This window comes from Pseudoalteromonas sp. T1lg21, assembly GCF_002964625.1.
Classification (GTDB): Bacteria; Pseudomonadota; Gammaproteobacteria; order Enterobacterales; family Alteromonadaceae; genus Pseudoalteromonas; species Pseudoalteromonas gelatinilytica.
The window spans coordinates 436,723-452,752 of sequence record NZ_PQBX01000061.1; the positions used below are offsets into that span (position 1 = coordinate 436,723).

Sequence of the window (16,030 nt, forward strand, 5' to 3'; positions counted from 1 at the left end):
CAAACTGTGCTACGAGATTGCGACTAATTGAGTCTTAACTGCTTTAAACTAAAGCCTAAGTTAATATCGGTACGCAGCATAACGAGGTTTTTTGATATCACAAACATGTCCATTTCTGAACTCAGCTTGCGTTTTAGAGTTGGGTTGAGCTCATCATCGTTAATGGCTGCTTCTATTGATTCATAATCATTTATTAGTTGCTGCGCCGACTTATTACCTATCCCTTTAACGCCCGGAATATCGTTAGTTTTATCACCAGCTAAAGCCCAAAAATCAGCAAGTCGATGCTTTGGTACATCAAAGCGTTGCTTGATATCTTCAAGCTCAATGTATTGCTTTTTGAAGTAATCAAAAATGGCAATTTGCTCAGATAAAAACGGTAAAAACCCTTTGTCGGTAGATACAATCGTCGAAGCTACATTGTTAGTCGCGGCTTTGTGAGCAAGGGTGGCAATGATATCGTCGGCTTCATCGTTATCAGGTGAAAACACCACAATGCCAGTTTCTTCAATTGCTTGTTTAAAGCGTGATAAGTTTTGCTTGAGGGTGTCAGGCATTGGTGAACGTGTACTTTTGTATGCCTCGAAGTAATGATAGCGCCAGCTTTTCTCGCCATCAAACACGGCAATAGCATGAGTCGCATTACACTGCTGGCGTAATTTTTTACAAGCATGTGCCACTCGGGCACAGCTTGCTTTTATCATATGTTCTTCACTGTGATGACTCTGATTACTATCAACAGCATAGATGCGCCTAATAAGATTTAGCGCATCTATTAAAAGTAATTGGGTTGTCACATTGGCTCCTGTTAGGCTTTGATCTCATAGCAAGGAATGTACTTACTGCCAGGTAACTTCATACGGCCTTGCTCAACAAATGCTGCCAGCAGTTTGTCCATATCAGCCATAAGCGCGGGTTCGCCACTTAGCACAAAGCGGCCATGTTGCTTAATGGCTTGTAAGCCTTCATCTTTAACATTACCAGCCACGATGCCTGAAAACGCACGGCGTAAATTTGCTGCGAGTTGCTGAGTGGGTTGATCTAAATGCAAATCTAAGCCCGACATATTAGCATGTGTTGGAGCAAACGGCTGTTGGAAATCATGATCGATTTTAAGTGTCCAGTTAAAGTAATAAGCATCACCTTGGCTTTTACGGTATTCACGTACTTCAGCCATTTTGGCTTTAAGCGTTTTACCAACGCGTTCTGGGTCATCAATGATCACTTCAAACTTATCAAGTGCAGCTTTACCCAATGTTTTCTCAACGAATTTACACAGCTCAATAAAGTAATTTTCACTTTGTTTAGGGCCAGTTAAGATCACAGGTAAACACTGCTTTTCGTTATCTGGGTGAAGCAAAATACCTAAAAGGTATAACAGCTCTTCTGCGGTACCCGCACCACCAGGGAAAATAATAATACCATGGGCAGTACGAACGAATGCTTCTAAACGCTTTTCGATATCTGGTAAAATCACTAGCTCGTTTACAATCGGGTTAGGCGGCTCAGCAGCAATAATACTTGGTTCAGTTAAACCTAAGTAACGATTATTCGTAATACGCTGCTTGGCATGACCAATGGTGGCACCTTTCATCGGGCCTTTCATTGCCCCAGGGCCACAGCCAGTACAAATATTTAAGCCACGAAGGCCAAGCTCATAACCAACTTGCTTGGTGTATTTGTATTCAACTTCGTTAATGGAGTGGCCGCCCCAACAAACTATCATGCTTGGGTCGCTATTTACTCTTAGCGCACCTGCGTTTCGCAGCATATCAAAGACCATATGAGTAATGGCTTTTTGCTCTGTTAAATCTTTTTCGTACTTTTGACAAATAAACAGTATATCGCGAATAACCGAGAAGATATGTTCATGAATACCGGTAATAATTTCGCCATCAACAAAAGCAGATTCAGGTGGGTTTTCAAGTTCGATTTTAATCCCACGTTCGCGGCTTAATAAGCGAATATCAAAGTCTTCGTATTTATTGTAAATTTCAGAGCTTGAGTCGGTGTGGCTGCCCACATTGAGAACCGCGAGCACACAGTTCCTAAATAATTTATAGCGCTCGCTGGTGGATGATTGTTCGAGTAGATCAACTTCTAGTTGCGATAGTAAATCCAGTACACCTGTAGGATTCAGTTGTTTTAACATAAGCACTCTCCCGGCTCGTCAATGAGCCTTTATCATTGTGTGTCAAAGACCTCACTTAGTAAATGAGGCCTTTATTTGCTAATGCAAACTTTATTTCGTCCCTCGTTCTTGGCTTTGTATAGTGCTTCGTCTGCACGGTCAAAGGCAATCAGCGGGGTATCACCTTTTTTCAATTGGGTTGCACCAATAGAAATGGTGATTTCTACTTGCTTATCTTTAAATTTAAACGGAATGCCTTGAATTGTTTTGCGCAGTTTTTCAAGCGGCATAGCGGCATTTTCAATCGACATTCCTGTCATTAATAACACAAACTCTTCGCCACCGTAACGGGCAATAAAGTCTGATTTACGAATTGATTTTTGTAGTGCTTTAGCAATCACTTGCAGCGTTTTATCACCAGCACTGTGGCCATATTTGTCATTGATTGATTTAAAGTGGTCAACATCTATCACCACAAAGGTAATGTCTGATTCTTGCACATTAAATAAGTTAAATTCATGACTAAAACGCTCATCAAAGGCTGCACGGTTTGGCAACTTAGTTAGGCCATCGAGTAAGCTTTTAAAGCGCTGCTCATTGAGGCGCTGTTTGTAGGTCGAAAGCTTGGTTTCTAAATGACTAATGCGGCTATTAATATCGTTAAAGCTTGCAAGTAAGTTCTCGCGTTCTGCTTGTTCTAGTTTTTCTTTCGCAATTAAATCATCACTTAATGATTTTAACTCTTCTTCTACTAGCTCTTTAAGTGACGAAATAGACGTGGCTTGCTGCGTTTGCGTGTGCAAGTTTTTAATTTTAGCTTCAATTTGTTTGTTAAGCGTTTCGTATTCAGCGCTGAGTGATTCTGAATGCTTACTGGTAGAAACAATAGAATGATGTAAATCTTCGATTGTTTGATTTAAAGAGATCAAAAAGCTTTGAGCAGATTGGCGCTCTTTACTCATATTACGCGTGACAATGCTGATAATGTTCAGCGCCGAATCAAGCAGGTCGTCAACACTATCATTATGAGTAATTTGACTTTTGATAGTCTTAATTTGCTCGGCACTTTCATCTTCAAGCACTAAGTCATTTGCTAGGGTTAGTAGCTGTCTAGCAAGTTCAGGTTTGATTTGCGCCTCAGCTGAACTTGTTGCTGCAAGCTTAGCTTGTAGGGCTTGATGATAGATAACCACTAGCTTTGAAAGTAGTGGTACAAAGTCATGATTAGACTGAATATTATTTAATTCGTGATCGAGTAAATAGCGTAATGAGCGACGGGCATCATCAGGTAAGCCTTTTACTTTTTGTAGCTGTTTACCTGCATCTGTAACGCTTTGGTTCAATTCGCGTTGCAATGTCATCTGCTTGGTTTCTTGTTGCCTTAATAGGCCAAGCACGTCATCGATAAATGGCGTTAGCAATTCAAACTTAACCCCTTTCTTAAGGGCATTTCTGAATTTAGCTAAACGATTGTCTAACTCAATGTCTAGTCCTTTACAGCTGAGCGAGAGTTTCGCTGCGAACTGAGAAAGTACATCAACTTGATGCTTGCGCGCGTCCTCGACCACTGTTCGAGCGTCGATCGCTTGCTTTAACTTTTTATTAAGAACATCATGCTGCTGCTGCACCTAGTAATACCGCCATCAAGATTCAAATTGCTATACGCTAAGTTTACAACAAATTAATACGAAATGTAGGTTCCAAGTCAAAAACTTAGCTATTTTGTCTATCAAACTTGTTGCAATGGCAGTTTATCGGTTTTTAATTCACATTTTTTCTCGCAATTGTTAGGCTATTTCGCAATTTTGATAGTAATAAAAAGAGTTGTTATGAAAAAGTTTTTGGCAATGTCTATTTTGGCGGCCTGTTCTAGCAGTGCGTTTGCAGATGTAAACTACTCACTGTCTATTACTCAGCCTGAGCATCATCTAGGTAATGTGAGTGTTGAATTTCCCCAAACTGCTCAAGCACATTTAGATATTAAACTACCTGCATGGCGAACTGGTCGTTACGAAATTTTAAACCTTGCCAATGGCGTACGCTTTTTCGAAGCAAAAGACGATGACGGTAAACCACTAAAGTGGGAAAAAATTGATCACAGCACTTGGCGTGTTCACCTAAATGAGCCAACTCAAGTTAATGTGGATTACCAAGTGTACGCAAACGAGCTAGGTAAACGTGCTCGTCACATTGATGACAGCCATGCATTTATTGATGCATCGGGCTTTTTCATGTTCAGCGAATCATTTCGTCAAGACCCGGTAACCGTAAAACTAAATGTACCAAAAGCATGGCGTTCAGTATCGGGAATGGAAAACGCGGGTTCTAAACACAGCTTTAAAGCCGCTGATTACGATATCTTAGTCGATTCACCAATCGAAAGTGGTATCAATGAGCTACATAAGTTCACCGTTGATGACCGTGAATACGAACTCGTTATTTGGGGTGATGGCAATTACGACGTAGATAAAATGCTAACCGACCTTAAAAAGCTAGTCACAACGGGTAATGTTATTTGGGATGGTTACCCGTATGAGCGTTATGTATTTATGGTTCATGCTACGTCAGGTGCCGGCGGTGCCACCGAGCATTTAAACTCAACAATTATCCAGCGCCCACGTGACCGTTTTGGTTCTCGCAAAGATTACCTTGCGTTTATCAGCACCGCAGCACACGAATTTATTCATACGTGGAACGTGAAAGCGTACCGTCCTAAAGGTATTGCACCTTACGACTACACCAATATTAACTACGCAAAAACATTATGGATTGCAGAGGGCTCAACCAGCTACTTTGAAGATCACTTAATGGTGCGCTCGGGTATTGAAACAACGGATGAGTTCTTTGGTACGTTAACAAAAACGATTAATCGTCACTTACAAACACCAGGTCGTGAAGTGCAAAGTGCAACCGAAACAAGCTTTGATAAGTGGATCAACCAAGGCGGCGACCACGCTCGTAACTACAGCACCAATATCTATTTAGAAGGTTCATTGATCTCAATGGCACTTGATATTGATTTGCTAGAAAAAAGCGATGGCAAAATCAGTTACCGCGATGTTCACCGTGCACTTTACAACAAGCATCGTTTACCAGATGGCTTTACCCCTGATGATGTAAAAGCGATTTTAAAAGAGCTAACAGGTCGCGATTACAGTGCTTGGTGGCAAGCGAATGTGGATGAGCCAGCTGCTATCGACTTTGATTCGCTACTTGCAAAAGTCGGTTTAGGTTTAACTCGCCCAGAAGGCGCAAAATCAGTACCGAGTATTGATTCTATGGCAAAAGATAGCGGTGAGTTACTAACTCTGACTCATGTTCGTCGTGGTGGCGCTGCATGGCAAGCGGGCTTAACGACAGATGATAAAATTGTCGCGTTCAACAAAAAGCATGTGGGTAAAGATTTAACAGCCAGCCTTGAAACATTCAAAGCAGGCGACACAGTCACTGTTGATTTCATTAGACGTGATGCACTTCAAAGCACGACACTGACACTGAGCGAAGATTTTGATAAAGAGAAAAAGGTCAAAGCATTAAAAGATGCAACACCAGCTCAAATGGCATTGTTTAAAGCATGGATGGGTGTTGACCACCCAAATCAAGCTAAATAACAGCCAAGCAAAATAACTCGTTAATGATTTTTGATTGGTAAGAGAGGAGCTGCGGCTCCTTTCTTTTTGTTCGGTGTTTGCTGCGCTTTTACAAACTGCTTTGTGTATTGTGCGTTTAATAGTGCACTGTGAAGTTGCTGCTTTTTACGTCGCCAAAACGACTTTTTAACTTTGCTTGATCTATCACGAATATCGCTTTGTGAATTATCGGGTTGTGATACCGGGTAGGGCAGTAAAGAGTATCCATATACGCCAGTTTCCCAAACGTGCTGTAAATCGCAGTCTACGGGGCGGCCAAATGTGGCAGTGGCTTTTAATAGCGCTTTTGCTCCGGCCAAACTAACAGCCGTTGCACAGCAGCCAGACATAAGCTTTTTATGAATAACTAAATGTTGCTCATCAGCAAGGGGTTTTGTAAAAGCAATGTCGCGATTACGGTCTTTATAAGCTGCCAACTTTATTAGTTGCCAAGGCTGTTTCAAAGTATTTATGTTTTCAATTGCACTGTGAATTGAGCGGTCGAGAACAAAGTCATCTTCTAAAATAATCGCGTATTCTAACTCCCTATCGACAATAGTTTGCCATGCTTTTCTGTGACTCAGGTAGCAGCCAATTTCACCCTTACTCAAGGGCTTATGATATTTTTTCAGGTTTAAATCAGCACTGTAATGCTGGGCAATCGCTGAATCCGACAGTGTCCTGCCATCAATTGCATCAAGGCGTTCAAATGCCAAATTTTGTGCGTTGAGCTCATGGCTTACACGGTTTAATCGTTCAGTAGAGCTTGCTAAGTTGATTACAAAAATAGCGGTCATTATCGTTACCTGATGGTCAGTTTTAATCAGGCTAACAAGCTTTAATGACGCTTGGGTGTCAGAACTATTTCGCTTTTATGTCAGGACGGGGAGTGTTTAAAATCGCTTGTTTTTCTTGCTCGGATAAAATGATCCAATCAAAAATTTCATCATTACTGCGACCACAGCCAGTACAAAAGCCGTTTAGGCGATGACATTGACCGATGCAATCTGTTTTAAAGTGGCTGGTTGGTATTTTTGATTTTGTCATAGTTAATGTGAAGGCTAATGTCTATTAGCCTTCCAAAGTGTATTACTTACCTTCAACTGGCTTACCAATTTCAAGGGTGGTAGACCAAGGCTGTTTACGCGACAGGGTTTTACCCGAGTGAATTGAAATAACAGGGTTGTTTTCGTCAAGTACAAACGTGGTGCGTAACGATTCAGCAGATTCTTTTTGTGTTTGATGCCAATTATTACCTGCTAAACACGCTTGGGTAAAGTTAACCGCACGGGTGTGATCAGCGACAGCTTGCTGCTGTTGCTCATAGTTGCCTAAACAGCGGTAGGTGACATTGTCTTTATCAAGCGCTGTGATTTGACAGTTATCGGCAATAAGGTTGTATTTTGCTGTCCATGTTTCCATGTATTTTGTATTTACACGGCTACGTTTTAAGCCTTCAAAGCGGTTGTCGTAAGCACCTAATAGGGCATTGATTTTCTCGCAAGGGGTTAGGTTATCAATGGCCGCTTGTTGTTCAGTTGTTAGTCCTGTACAACCCGTTAAAACAAGGCCAGTTAGTAAGGCGGCGAGTGGCTTTTTCATATCAGGCTATCCTTTTAAATAGCAGTTCCTTAAACGTTTCCTAAAGGATACCTAAGCCCTTGTAAAAATGCTAATAAAGATTGGTGATTACAATTTAAAATGCCTTCGCAAAGGAAGGCATTTTAGTTGCTAATAACGGTGAAGCGTGGGCTTAAATCTTAGTTTTACCAGCAATGTTGGTCACTTTTACTGAGCCAGAACCATCACTTAGTAACTCAAAGTTTGCTGCGGTATCAACGCGAATGCTGCCCGAACCATCTGAAACGACAACATCACCCGAAATATCATTTAAGTCGATACCGCCTGAGCCATCGTGTACTTCAATATTGCCCTGTGCTTTAGCAACATTAATATTGCCAGAGCCGTCATGAATTTTAATATCATGGCTTACATTACGGACATCAATGCTACCCGAACCATCATTGATTTCTAATGTGCCTGTAATGTCATTCGCGGTAATTGAACCAGAACCATCGTTGATCACTGTATTAGCGACTTTGCTGATAATAATTTCACCCGACCCATCGTGCACATCAACATTAAATGAACGAGGGATAGAAACAGTTAAATCAATGCGAGTTTGTTTGTTGGTTTGATATTCACATTGGCCTGCACTTAGCGCAGCACGCTTATCTTTAGCTTCAAGCGTTAAGCAATACTCATCATGTGGCTTTTCTTGATAAATCTCGGCTTTAACGGTCACTTGATCACTGTCACTACCGGTAATGTGTAAAAAGCCTGAGCCTGCCTCTACTTTTAAAGCACTTAATGATGCTGCATCTAGCGTTAGGTTTTTAGTTGCTTGTAGAGGCATTTCACCCCAAGCAAATGTCTGTGCTGATAATAAGCCTGCGGCAATGAGTGAGAGTGTTTTTACTGTACTTAACATGGTTCTTCCCTTTCAAATGTGTGGTGTTATTAGCTTAGTCGCAGGTGCTGATAAAAAGGTTTAAAGGGTTTAAAAATTCTTTACACAAATAGGCAAGAATGCGCGAGCTTCAGGCATTTATGGTTTTTCGCGATGCTTTAGACTGAAATAGTAGACCATAACCTAAGCAAGCCAAGGAGAAACACATGAGTGATTCAGCGCAAACAAACGATATGCAAGTGATTAAGTCAGGTTCTCAAGATCCAATTGCAGGGCCAGCCGAATGTTTCACAGGTAAAGTGCAAATTAGTACTTTATTTAATGCCCCTGCACCTGCACGCGTTGGTGTTGCTGTGGTGGAGTTTTCAAAAGGTGCTCGCACCAATTGGCATTCTCATCCACTCGGCCAAGTTTTATTAGTTACAGAAGGTCAAGGTTGGACACAGTGCGAGGGTGGTGAGAAAACAGTCATCAATCCAGGTGATTTAATTTGGTGTAACTGCGGAAAAAGGCACTGGCATGGTGCAACAGCTGATAGTGCAATGAAGCACGTAGCAATTCAAGAAGCACTGGATGGTAAACCTGTTGATTGGTTCGAAGCTGTTTCTGATGAAGATTATTTAGCATAAGGTACATTGGAATGTGTGACAAACATGAAACGCAAGACTTATCACGTCGTAATTTTATTAAAACGAGTTCGGCTTTAGGCGCAGGCCTGTTATTAGGTGGCTTTGCGGCGCCTTCGTTTGCAGCATCATCTGAGCAGCTTGCAAATGGCAATATAAAATCTCGAGGCTATGCGGCTTTTGATAATTCAGGCTTACTAAAACCATGGGAGTTTGAAAGACGCCCAGTTGGTGATAACGATATTTTAATCGAAATTAAATTCGCCAGTATTTGCCACTCAGATATTCATCAGATGAAAGGCCATTGGGGCGCACAGCAATACCCTCAAGTACCGGGTCATGAAATTGCAGGTATCGTAACTGCGGTCGGTAAGAATGTGACTAAGTTTAAAGTGGGCGACCGTGCTGGTGTAGGTTGTATGGTTGATAGCTGTCTTGACTGCAATAGCTGTAAAGATCAAGGCGAGCAATATTGCCCAGTAACAAAATTCACTTATGGATACCCTGATGAGCGCTCACCGACGGGTATCACACAAGGTGGTTACTCGAATAACATTGTTGTTCGCGATCATTTTGCAGTGCATATTCCTGAAAACATGAGTTTAGAGCATGCTGCTCCTTTATTATGTGCCGGCATTACAACGTATTCTCCGCTGCTTAAATTCAACTTGAAAAAAGGCGATAAAGTAGGTGTTGTTGGTATTGGTGGGCTTGGGCACTTAGCTGTTAAATTGGCTGCGTCGCAAGGTGCTGATGTCTACGCGTTCACTAGCTCTAAAGACAAAGTAGCCGATATTAAAGCCTTTGGCGCTAAAGTGGTTGTTGTGGACGGTGAAGACGCTTACAACGAACATAAGTCGCAGCTTGATTATTTAATTAATACCTTGCCAGTTAAATATGATGTCGCTAAATATGCTTCATTAGTAAAACCATTTGGCACCTACACCCAAGTGGGGATGCCAGAAGAATTTTCATTAAACATGAATGCATTAGCATTGGCTGCAAGCCGCGTAAACTTTAATGCTTCGTTAATTGGTGATATGCAAGAAACGCAAGACGTTGTTGATTACTGTGCTAAGAATAATATTCTGCCAGCAACCCAGTTAATCAAAGCCTCTGAAATCAATAATGCATGGCAAAGCGTGGTGGATAAAAAAGCGCGCTATCGTTATGTCATTGATGCCTCAACATTTTAAATAATTTTTAGATTGAGTAAGCCAAACGCCATACCCAGTATGGCGTTTTTTGTTGTTCCTTTTTTATTCGGCGATTTGTCGCTTAAAGAGCGAATACTGCCGTAAAAACATATCATTATTTTTTTCTTTTGCTAATTTAAACTCTTTGGCCCCCAAGGAGTAATAATGAAAAGAATAACCTTCCTAAGTACGTTGTTGTGCACCAGCTTTTTTGTTTGTAGCGAAGAAACAGATACAACCTTAAAAGCCTATGCCGCTGGGTACGTCGCCAATTTTACCTGTAGTGCCACGTTTAACGCTGGTAAAAGCAAAGATCAAATCGATATTGATGAACTTACCGGTATTTACCCTTTAATCGCAGACACCGTAAAAACACTGCAAGCGAACATTGATACTGAGCACAAGCGAGTCATTGTTGATTACGATAAAGATAAACAGCGCATATCGGTGTGGCGTCCTCGTTTAGGCTGTGTTGATTTACCCGTAGGGGCAAGCCTTAAAGCTGCAACACTCGTGCAAGCACCGTTTAAAGAAAATTTAGCCTACCAAAAGGATGATGGTAAGCCTTGGCAAACGTTAAATGGTGTTAATAAAGCAACGGGTAATAAGGCGCTTGATGAGGTTATTGCTCAGGCTTTTACTCGTCATTATGGTGAAGGCGCACGCACTTCAGCAATTTTAATAGCAAGCCCTGAGGCGATTTTAGCAGAGCAATATAAAGCAGGCTTTACCCCAGAAACCGCACAGCGTACTTGGTCTGTTGCAAAAAGTATTGGCGCGAGCATCATTGGTGTGGCGGTAGCACAAAAACGACTTGATGTTACAAAGCCTGCGGGGCTTGAAAGCTGGTCTCACCCGCTTGACCCTCGTGGCGAAATTACCCTTGAAAATTTGCTTCACATGGCATCAGGCTTAGACAGTAATAAAGCGGGCAACCGGACAGACCGTGTGTATATGGGCGGCGGTTTAGTGTCTGATACTGCAACGCATACCGCATTAGAAGTAAAGCCAGGTAGCCGCTGGAAATACGCCAATAATGACACCATGTTAGCGCTACGTGCCTTACGAGAAACGTTCAACGATGAGGCGAGCTATTTGCGTTATCCGTATGACAATTTACTCGATAAAATCGGTATGCAGCACACATTTTTAGAGTCAGATTGGCAAAGTGACTTTATTTTGTCATCGCAAGTGTGGACTACCTCAAGGGATCTTGCTCGCTTAGGGCTATTACACCTCAATAATGGCCGCTGGCAAGGGGAGCAAATATTACCAAAAGACTGGTTAAGTTATATTAGTAAACCTGCCCCAGCTCAACCCCCAGAAACAGCACCAGGGTATGGCGCACAGTGGTGGCTTTATAACGGACGTTTCCCTGAATTACCAAACGACACCATCGCAGCGCGAGGCAACCGTGGTCAATATTTGGTTATTATTCCAAGCAAGCAGTTAGTGATTGTTAGGCGAGGGTACGACCTTGCAGGACTTAAAGGCTTTAGTGAACATGACTTTACCCGTGATGTTTTAAAAGCACTGGGTAAAGTCAGTCACTAATTTAGATTTGAGGTTAATGGCTAAGTGGCGTTAACCTCAATTGCAAGCGGTAGTGTTGCTGAACACTTGGCTCTAAACGGTAATTGTCATAAGGCTTAGCTCCCCAACTGTTATCACCACCGACACCACGTTGGCGTAAATCAATATTTAGCTCAGTCAATGGTCTTGGAGTGATATCGGTAGCATGACGGTTTGAGCCAGTTTTAGGATAGTCAAAGTCGGCAACCGTATTATGGTGTGCAGTAAAGTCGAATTTTGGCTCTCCCTGAACTTTTAAACCAACCCCTTGCGAATTACGAATTTCAAGCCAGCGGGTATCGCTGCGATTTCCATTTTCTTGTGGACGAATATACTGGGTGTATAAATCGGCTACTGAGCTTGAGTATATACCTAAATCCGCTGCATATTTACGGTCCTGATAGTTTTCCCATGGTCCTCGACCATACCACTTTACAAAATCAAAGCCGTCAGGCATTTGTAGCTGTAACCCAAAGCGAGGCATTTCAGGTAGCCCTTTATCAAGGGTTGCTTGGTAATCAATGTCGACTTGGCCAAATTCGCCAACAGTGTAACTTATTTGGGCATCACTATTTAAACTTGGAAAATGAAGCGTGAATGTCACCTTTGCTTTACCTGCTGATGAGACAACATCTACATGCGTAACCTCAGCAAGTTGCGATGCATTTTTATAAGCTGCAGCAGATTTTTCCCATAACCGGTTGCCATTATCTTTGTCGGTCATCGCTCGCCAAAAATTTGGAAATACACCTTGCTTGATTAGCTCTACTTCGTTTGAACGATAGCTCGAAAGTCGCCCTGTCTCTTTATTAAATATCAGCTTAGTTTTAGCTGTACTAACTGTGACCTGAAGGTCAGATTCTGCAACTCTTAGGCTGTCATCAGCTTTTAAGTGGGCAAGAGACAAACTACTTTGTAAAATAAATTGCTCGCTTGCGACGACCAGCCCTTTATTTCTAACGCCTTCTTCTTGTTTTAGTTTGAATTGAATATTGAGAGTATATTCTGCATTTTTTAATCGCGTGTAGTCATTGAGTTCACTAAGAGTAATCAACTCACTTTGTTGAGCGGGTGTACTTAATTGCTTTAATGAACCTTGCTTAACAACTAAGCCATTTTCAAGTAGCTGCCAGTGTGTATCTAGATAGCTTAAATCACGGAAAAAGTTTCGATTGCTGATCTTAAATTGGCTTGCTGAAACCATTTTTACAGCGACATTCTGATAAAGCTTTTTAACTTCAAATAAGACTGGGTGAGGTACTCGGTCTGCACCAATTAGACCATTTGCCAGATAATTATTAGCATTTCGTGTACCTTCAGGTTCAAAATCACCACCATAAGCGAGTATACGTTTGCCTTGCTCATCCGTTTTATAGAGACCTTGATCCACCCAATCCCAAATGCTACCACCTTGAACTTGCGAATGCTGGTAAACGAAATCCCATAATTCTTTTAGATTGCCACCGCTATTTCCCATGGTGTGGGCGTATTCAACCCAAATGAAAGGTTTATCAGGGTAATTACCTAAGTATTGGCTGGTAATTTCATTTCGGTCAGCATACATCCATCCAACAACATCAGTCATGGTTTCTTTATACCAGTTAGCTCGGGTTTCGTATTGTACAATGCGATTGCTGTCTTTTGATTTGGCAAGAAGATAAGCCTCACGAATACTCGAGCCTGGGCCTATCTCATTTCCTAAAGACCACGAAATAATAGAAGGGTGATTTTTATCTCGTTCAATCATGCCATTTACGCGATCTAAAATGGCTTCTTTAAATTGTGGATCATTACCTAGGCTATCTTCTTCAAAGCCATAACCATGAGATTCAACATTTGCTTCATCGATGACATATAGACCATATTTGTCGCATAAACGGTACCAGTAAGGATCATTGGGGTAATGTGATGCTCTTACGGTGTTGATGTTATTAAGCTTCATTAACTCAATATCTTTACGCATGCTTTCACGACCAATTGCTTGGCCATTTTCAGGCTCATGCTCATGACGGTTAACACCTTTAATCACAATTGGTTGGCCATTTACTAACAATAAGCCATCTTTTATTTCAACATTTTTAAAACCAATAGCTTCGCGAACGACTTGTTGCTCTTGCCCATCTTGTGTCAAAGTAAGCTGTAAGTCATACAGCTTAGGGACTTCAGCCGACCAAGCCGTGATGTCTTTCAATGTTGTATTGAAGCTAATCGTGTGTTTTTCTCCAGCTTCGCTTTTTAGTTTTTGTGTGTTTTGCCAAAGTAGGGTGTCACCATCGAAAATAGCACTATGTAATGTTGAGCTGCTAGCATCATCGTTCGTATTTTCTACAGTGACGTCTAAATTAAGCAAACCATCTTTAAAATTGTTAATTAGCGATGTTGCAGCATGGAAATCCCATAATTGAGTTTTTGGCACAACTTGCAAGAAAACGTCACGTTGAATACCACTAATTCGCCACATATCTTGATCTTCTAAATAACTGCCGTCACTCCAACGGAATACTTCAACAGCAAGTGTGTTCTTACCAGGCGAAACAACCTCTGTTATATCAAACTCGGCGGGGAGTTTACCGTCTTGGCTATAACCTAGTTTTTTACCGTTCACCCAAACATAAAAAGCAGAGCGAACTGCACCAAAATGAAGGATAATACGCTTATCTTGCCAATCGTCAGCTATCGTGAAATCTCGTCGGTACGAACCGACAGGGTTATAGTCAGGCGCATAAGGCTTATTTTTTTTAAAGCCATAACCATGATTAACATAAATAGGGTAGTCGTAACCTTGTAATTGCCAGTTCGAAGGAACTGGTGTGGTAGGCCAATCAGAAACGTCAACACTCGGTTTAAAGAAATCCATAGGACGTAAACTTGGTTTCTCAGCAAAATTGAAGTGCCAGTCTCCATTGAGCGTATGGTATTGTGATGATGCTTTGTCATCAGCAAGTACCGCAGCATTCTCTGAATTGTAACTTGCAAAATACGCACGATCTGCGAGTGTCCCGACAGAAAAAACAGCCGGGTTTTCCCAATCGTTTTTAGGACTGCTTGATACATTACTTTTATTTACTTTGGTTGAGTTTTGCTGACATGCAGTGAGTAGGAATGAGCTGCTTAATAAAAGTAGCGGAAGTTTAAACTTGCCAAAAAGAGAGCGGTTCATTGTAAGTCCTTTAATTGTGTGTTCTTTTTATTGTTAATACAATATTACTTTTTAGCGTGATTTGTAAAGATGAAGCAAAAATACCAAGACTGATTGGCTTTTGTTTTTTATTCATAAAATTCAGTTGGTTATGGTTGTGTAGGATGCTGTATGAAGAGAGCTCGGACAAACAGGCAAGAAAATGAGAGTATTAGGCAAGATAAAAGCTGCTTTTAGAATGCATAAAAAGCAGCTTTGCTAACTGGAGAGTTAGTATCTACTACAAGGGCTCTATAGTGACATCCGCTTGGCCTAAACTTTTAAAAAATTGACTATCGCCCGTTATTTTACCAAGTTTTATCAGACCATTTGCATAACTTTGCTGCTTATAAAAGAGCGCAAGGTTACCCCAAGGTGCGTAATAAGTAATGTCTCCTGCGTTAGCATCGGTGCCAGCAGGTAAGCCTTGTAGATTTAATTTCTCTGGTAAAGTGGCAATTTTCTCAGCATTGGCAAAGTCTTCTACTTTTAGAGTCAGTGGTAGAAGTTGATAAAAATGCTTAGCGGCATTGTTACTTTCTAGAGTCGCTTGCATAGTTTTGCTGTTACTGGTGAACTTTATTTGCATTTCACTTACCATCTTTACTGCTTTTTTAAATATTGCTTATCTGTTACTGGCTCTAACCAATCAACAACCTTACCATCTTTTGATTCTTGAATAGCTAAGTGCATCATGGCTGTTTTATCTGTAGCACCGTGCCAATGTTTAACATTAGCAGGAATATGTACAACGTCACCTGGTTTTATAACCTGAGGTTGTCCATGCCACTGATTAACCCAGCCCATACCTGATGTAACAATTAAGGTTTGGCCAACAGGGTGGGTGTGCCAGTTTGTGCGAGCGCCGGGCTCAAACGTTACCATGGCACCAGCGGCTTTCGCTTCGCCATGAGCTTGGAAACTAGGCTCGACGCGTACTTTGCCCGTGAAATACTTGTCGAGCCCAGTCATTGGGTACTGAGTGCCATTTTTTTGCACTGTGATTTGCGGTAATTCTAAACGTTGTGAAGAGGCGTTTTCTGCATGACTAAATGCACTCATCGTTAAGATAAGGGTACCGATAATATACTTCATACTTTTCTCCATGTGTTTGTAACCGAACGAATCTTCATTTTGGCTAAAAACTGTGCCTTTAAAAAGCACAATGCACGCAAGTTATTGCCTATTAGTCCGAGGCGGCAAATTTACCACTGGTCAATATTGTATA

The 16,030-nt window shown here is 41.4% G+C and carries 14 protein-coding genes; 4 read left to right on the top strand and 10 right to left on the bottom strand.

Features of this window, described 5'->3' with window-relative positions; translation table 11 throughout:
* Positions 1-23: 23 nt before the first annotated feature.
* From xni to C2M25_RS18675, 3 genes are all read right to left on the bottom strand, one after another.
* Positions 24-797, bottom strand: coding sequence for a flap endonuclease Xni (gene xni, locus C2M25_RS18665; RefSeq protein WP_105181841.1), 774 nt, complete (start codon positions 795-797; stop codon positions 24-26).
* Positions 798-808: 11 nt separating this feature from the next.
* On the bottom strand, positions 809-2,152 hold the full coding sequence (ppnN, locus tag C2M25_RS18670; RefSeq protein ID WP_105181842.1) for a nucleotide 5'-monophosphate nucleosidase PpnN: 1,344 nt from the start codon (positions 2,150-2,152) through the stop codon (positions 809-811).
* A 71-nt stretch (positions 2,153-2,223) separates the two neighbouring features.
* Positions 2,224-3,759, bottom strand: a complete 1,536-nt coding sequence (locus C2M25_RS18675; protein WP_105181843.1) for a GGDEF domain-containing protein — start codon at positions 3,757-3,759, stop codon at positions 2,224-2,226.
* 201 nt (positions 3,760-3,960) lie between these two features.
* Between C2M25_RS18675 and C2M25_RS18680 the strand changes: the two genes are divergently transcribed.
* Complete coding sequence (locus C2M25_RS18680) at positions 3,961-5,742, top strand: M61 family metallopeptidase (RefSeq protein ID WP_105181844.1); 1,782 nt, start codon at positions 3,961-3,963, stop codon at positions 5,740-5,742.
* Between the two features lie 20 nt (positions 5,743-5,762).
* Here the strand turns inward: C2M25_RS18680 and C2M25_RS18685 are convergent, their stop codons facing one another.
* The 4 genes from C2M25_RS18685 to C2M25_RS18700 all read right to left on the bottom strand — a co-directional run bounded on the left by C2M25_RS18685 (position 5,763) and on the right by C2M25_RS18700 (position 8,251).
* Positions 5,763-6,557, bottom strand: a complete 795-nt coding sequence (locus tag C2M25_RS18685) for a glycosyltransferase family 25 protein (protein WP_105181845.1) — start codon at positions 6,555-6,557, stop codon at positions 5,763-5,765.
* Between the two features lie 64 nt (positions 6,558-6,621).
* A complete protein-coding gene (locus C2M25_RS18690) occupies positions 6,622-6,807 on the bottom strand; it encodes a DUF1289 domain-containing protein (protein ID WP_063707487.1) in 186 nt (61 codons plus the stop codon).
* Positions 6,808-6,849: 42 nt separating this feature from the next.
* Positions 6,850-7,362 (bottom strand): hypothetical protein, encoded by a 513-nt coding sequence (locus tag C2M25_RS18695; RefSeq protein WP_105181846.1) that lies wholly within the window; start codon positions 7,360-7,362, stop codon positions 6,850-6,852.
* A 151-nt stretch (positions 7,363-7,513) separates the two neighbouring features.
* Positions 7,514-8,251, bottom strand: a complete 738-nt coding sequence (locus C2M25_RS18700; RefSeq protein ID WP_105181847.1) for a DUF4097 family beta strand repeat protein — start codon at positions 8,249-8,251, stop codon at positions 7,514-7,516.
* Positions 8,252-8,436: 185 nt separating this feature from the next.
* On the opposite strand from C2M25_RS18700, the gene C2M25_RS18705 reads away from it, so the two are divergent.
* The 3 genes from C2M25_RS18705 to C2M25_RS18715 all read left to right on the top strand — a co-directional run bounded on the left by C2M25_RS18705 (position 8,437) and on the right by C2M25_RS18715 (position 11,606).
* A complete protein-coding gene (locus tag C2M25_RS18705; protein WP_063707484.1) occupies positions 8,437-8,859 on the top strand; it encodes a (R)-mandelonitrile lyase in 423 nt (140 codons plus the stop codon).
* An 11-nt stretch (positions 8,860-8,870) separates the two neighbouring features.
* A complete protein-coding gene (locus C2M25_RS18710) occupies positions 8,871-10,052 on the top strand; it encodes an NAD(P)-dependent alcohol dehydrogenase (protein WP_105173517.1) in 1,182 nt (393 codons plus the stop codon).
* A 165-nt stretch (positions 10,053-10,217) separates the two neighbouring features.
* Positions 10,218-11,606: a serine hydrolase domain-containing protein gene (locus C2M25_RS18715; protein WP_105181848.1), complete on the top strand. Its 1,389-nt coding sequence runs from the start codon at positions 10,218-10,220 to the stop codon at positions 11,604-11,606.
* A gap of 13 nt (positions 11,607-11,619) precedes the next feature.
* Here the strand turns inward: C2M25_RS18715 and C2M25_RS18720 are convergent, their stop codons facing one another.
* From C2M25_RS18720 to C2M25_RS18730, 3 genes are all read right to left on the bottom strand, one after another.
* Complete coding sequence (locus C2M25_RS18720; protein ID WP_105181849.1) at positions 11,620-14,784, bottom strand: glycoside hydrolase family 2 TIM barrel-domain containing protein; 3,165 nt, start codon at positions 14,782-14,784, stop codon at positions 11,620-11,622.
* A gap of 259 nt (positions 14,785-15,043) precedes the next feature.
* Positions 15,044-15,391: a cyclophilin-like fold protein gene (locus tag C2M25_RS18725; RefSeq protein WP_105181929.1), complete on the bottom strand. Its 348-nt coding sequence runs from the start codon at positions 15,389-15,391 to the stop codon at positions 15,044-15,046.
* A gap of 14 nt (positions 15,392-15,405) precedes the next feature.
* Positions 15,406-15,897, bottom strand: coding sequence for a (R)-mandelonitrile lyase (locus C2M25_RS18730; protein ID WP_105181850.1), 492 nt, complete (start codon positions 15,895-15,897; stop codon positions 15,406-15,408).
* Positions 15,898-16,030: the final 133 nt, after the last annotated feature.

Coding starts and splice junctions, on each gene's coding strand:
- ppnN (WP_105181842.1), bottom strand. CDS start 2,152: ATGTTAAAACAACTGAATCCTACAGGTGTACTGGATTTACTATCGCAA.
- C2M25_RS18680 (WP_105181844.1), top strand. CDS start 3,961: ATGAAAAAGTTTTTGGCAATGTCTATTTTGGCGGCCTGTTCTAGCAGT.
- C2M25_RS18685 (WP_105181845.1), bottom strand. CDS start 6,557: ATGACCGCTATTTTTGTAATCAACTTAGCAAGCTCTACTGAACGATTA.
- C2M25_RS18690 (WP_063707487.1), bottom strand. CDS start 6,807: ATGACAAAATCAAAAATACCAACCAGCCACTTTAAAACAGATTGCATC.
- C2M25_RS18695 (WP_105181846.1), bottom strand. CDS start 7,362: ATGAAAAAGCCACTCGCCGCCTTACTAACTGGCCTTGTTTTAACGGGT.
- C2M25_RS18700 (WP_105181847.1), bottom strand. CDS start 8,251: ATGTTAAGTACAGTAAAAACACTCTCACTCATTGCCGCAGGCTTATTA.
- C2M25_RS18705 (WP_063707484.1), top strand. CDS start 8,437: ATGAGTGATTCAGCGCAAACAAACGATATGCAAGTGATTAAGTCAGGT.
- C2M25_RS18710 (WP_105173517.1), top strand. CDS start 8,871: ATGTGTGACAAACATGAAACGCAAGACTTATCACGTCGTAATTTTATT.
- C2M25_RS18715 (WP_105181848.1), top strand. CDS start 10,218: ATGAAAAGAATAACCTTCCTAAGTACGTTGTTGTGCACCAGCTTTTTT.
- C2M25_RS18720 (WP_105181849.1), bottom strand. CDS start 14,784: ATGAACCGCTCTCTTTTTGGCAAGTTTAAACTTCCGCTACTTTTATTA.
- C2M25_RS18725 (WP_105181929.1), bottom strand. CDS start 15,391: ATGCAAATAAAGTTCACCAGTAACAGCAAAACTATGCAAGCGACTCTA.
- C2M25_RS18730 (WP_105181850.1), bottom strand. CDS start 15,897: ATGAAGTATATTATCGGTACCCTTATCTTAACGATGAGTGCATTTAGT.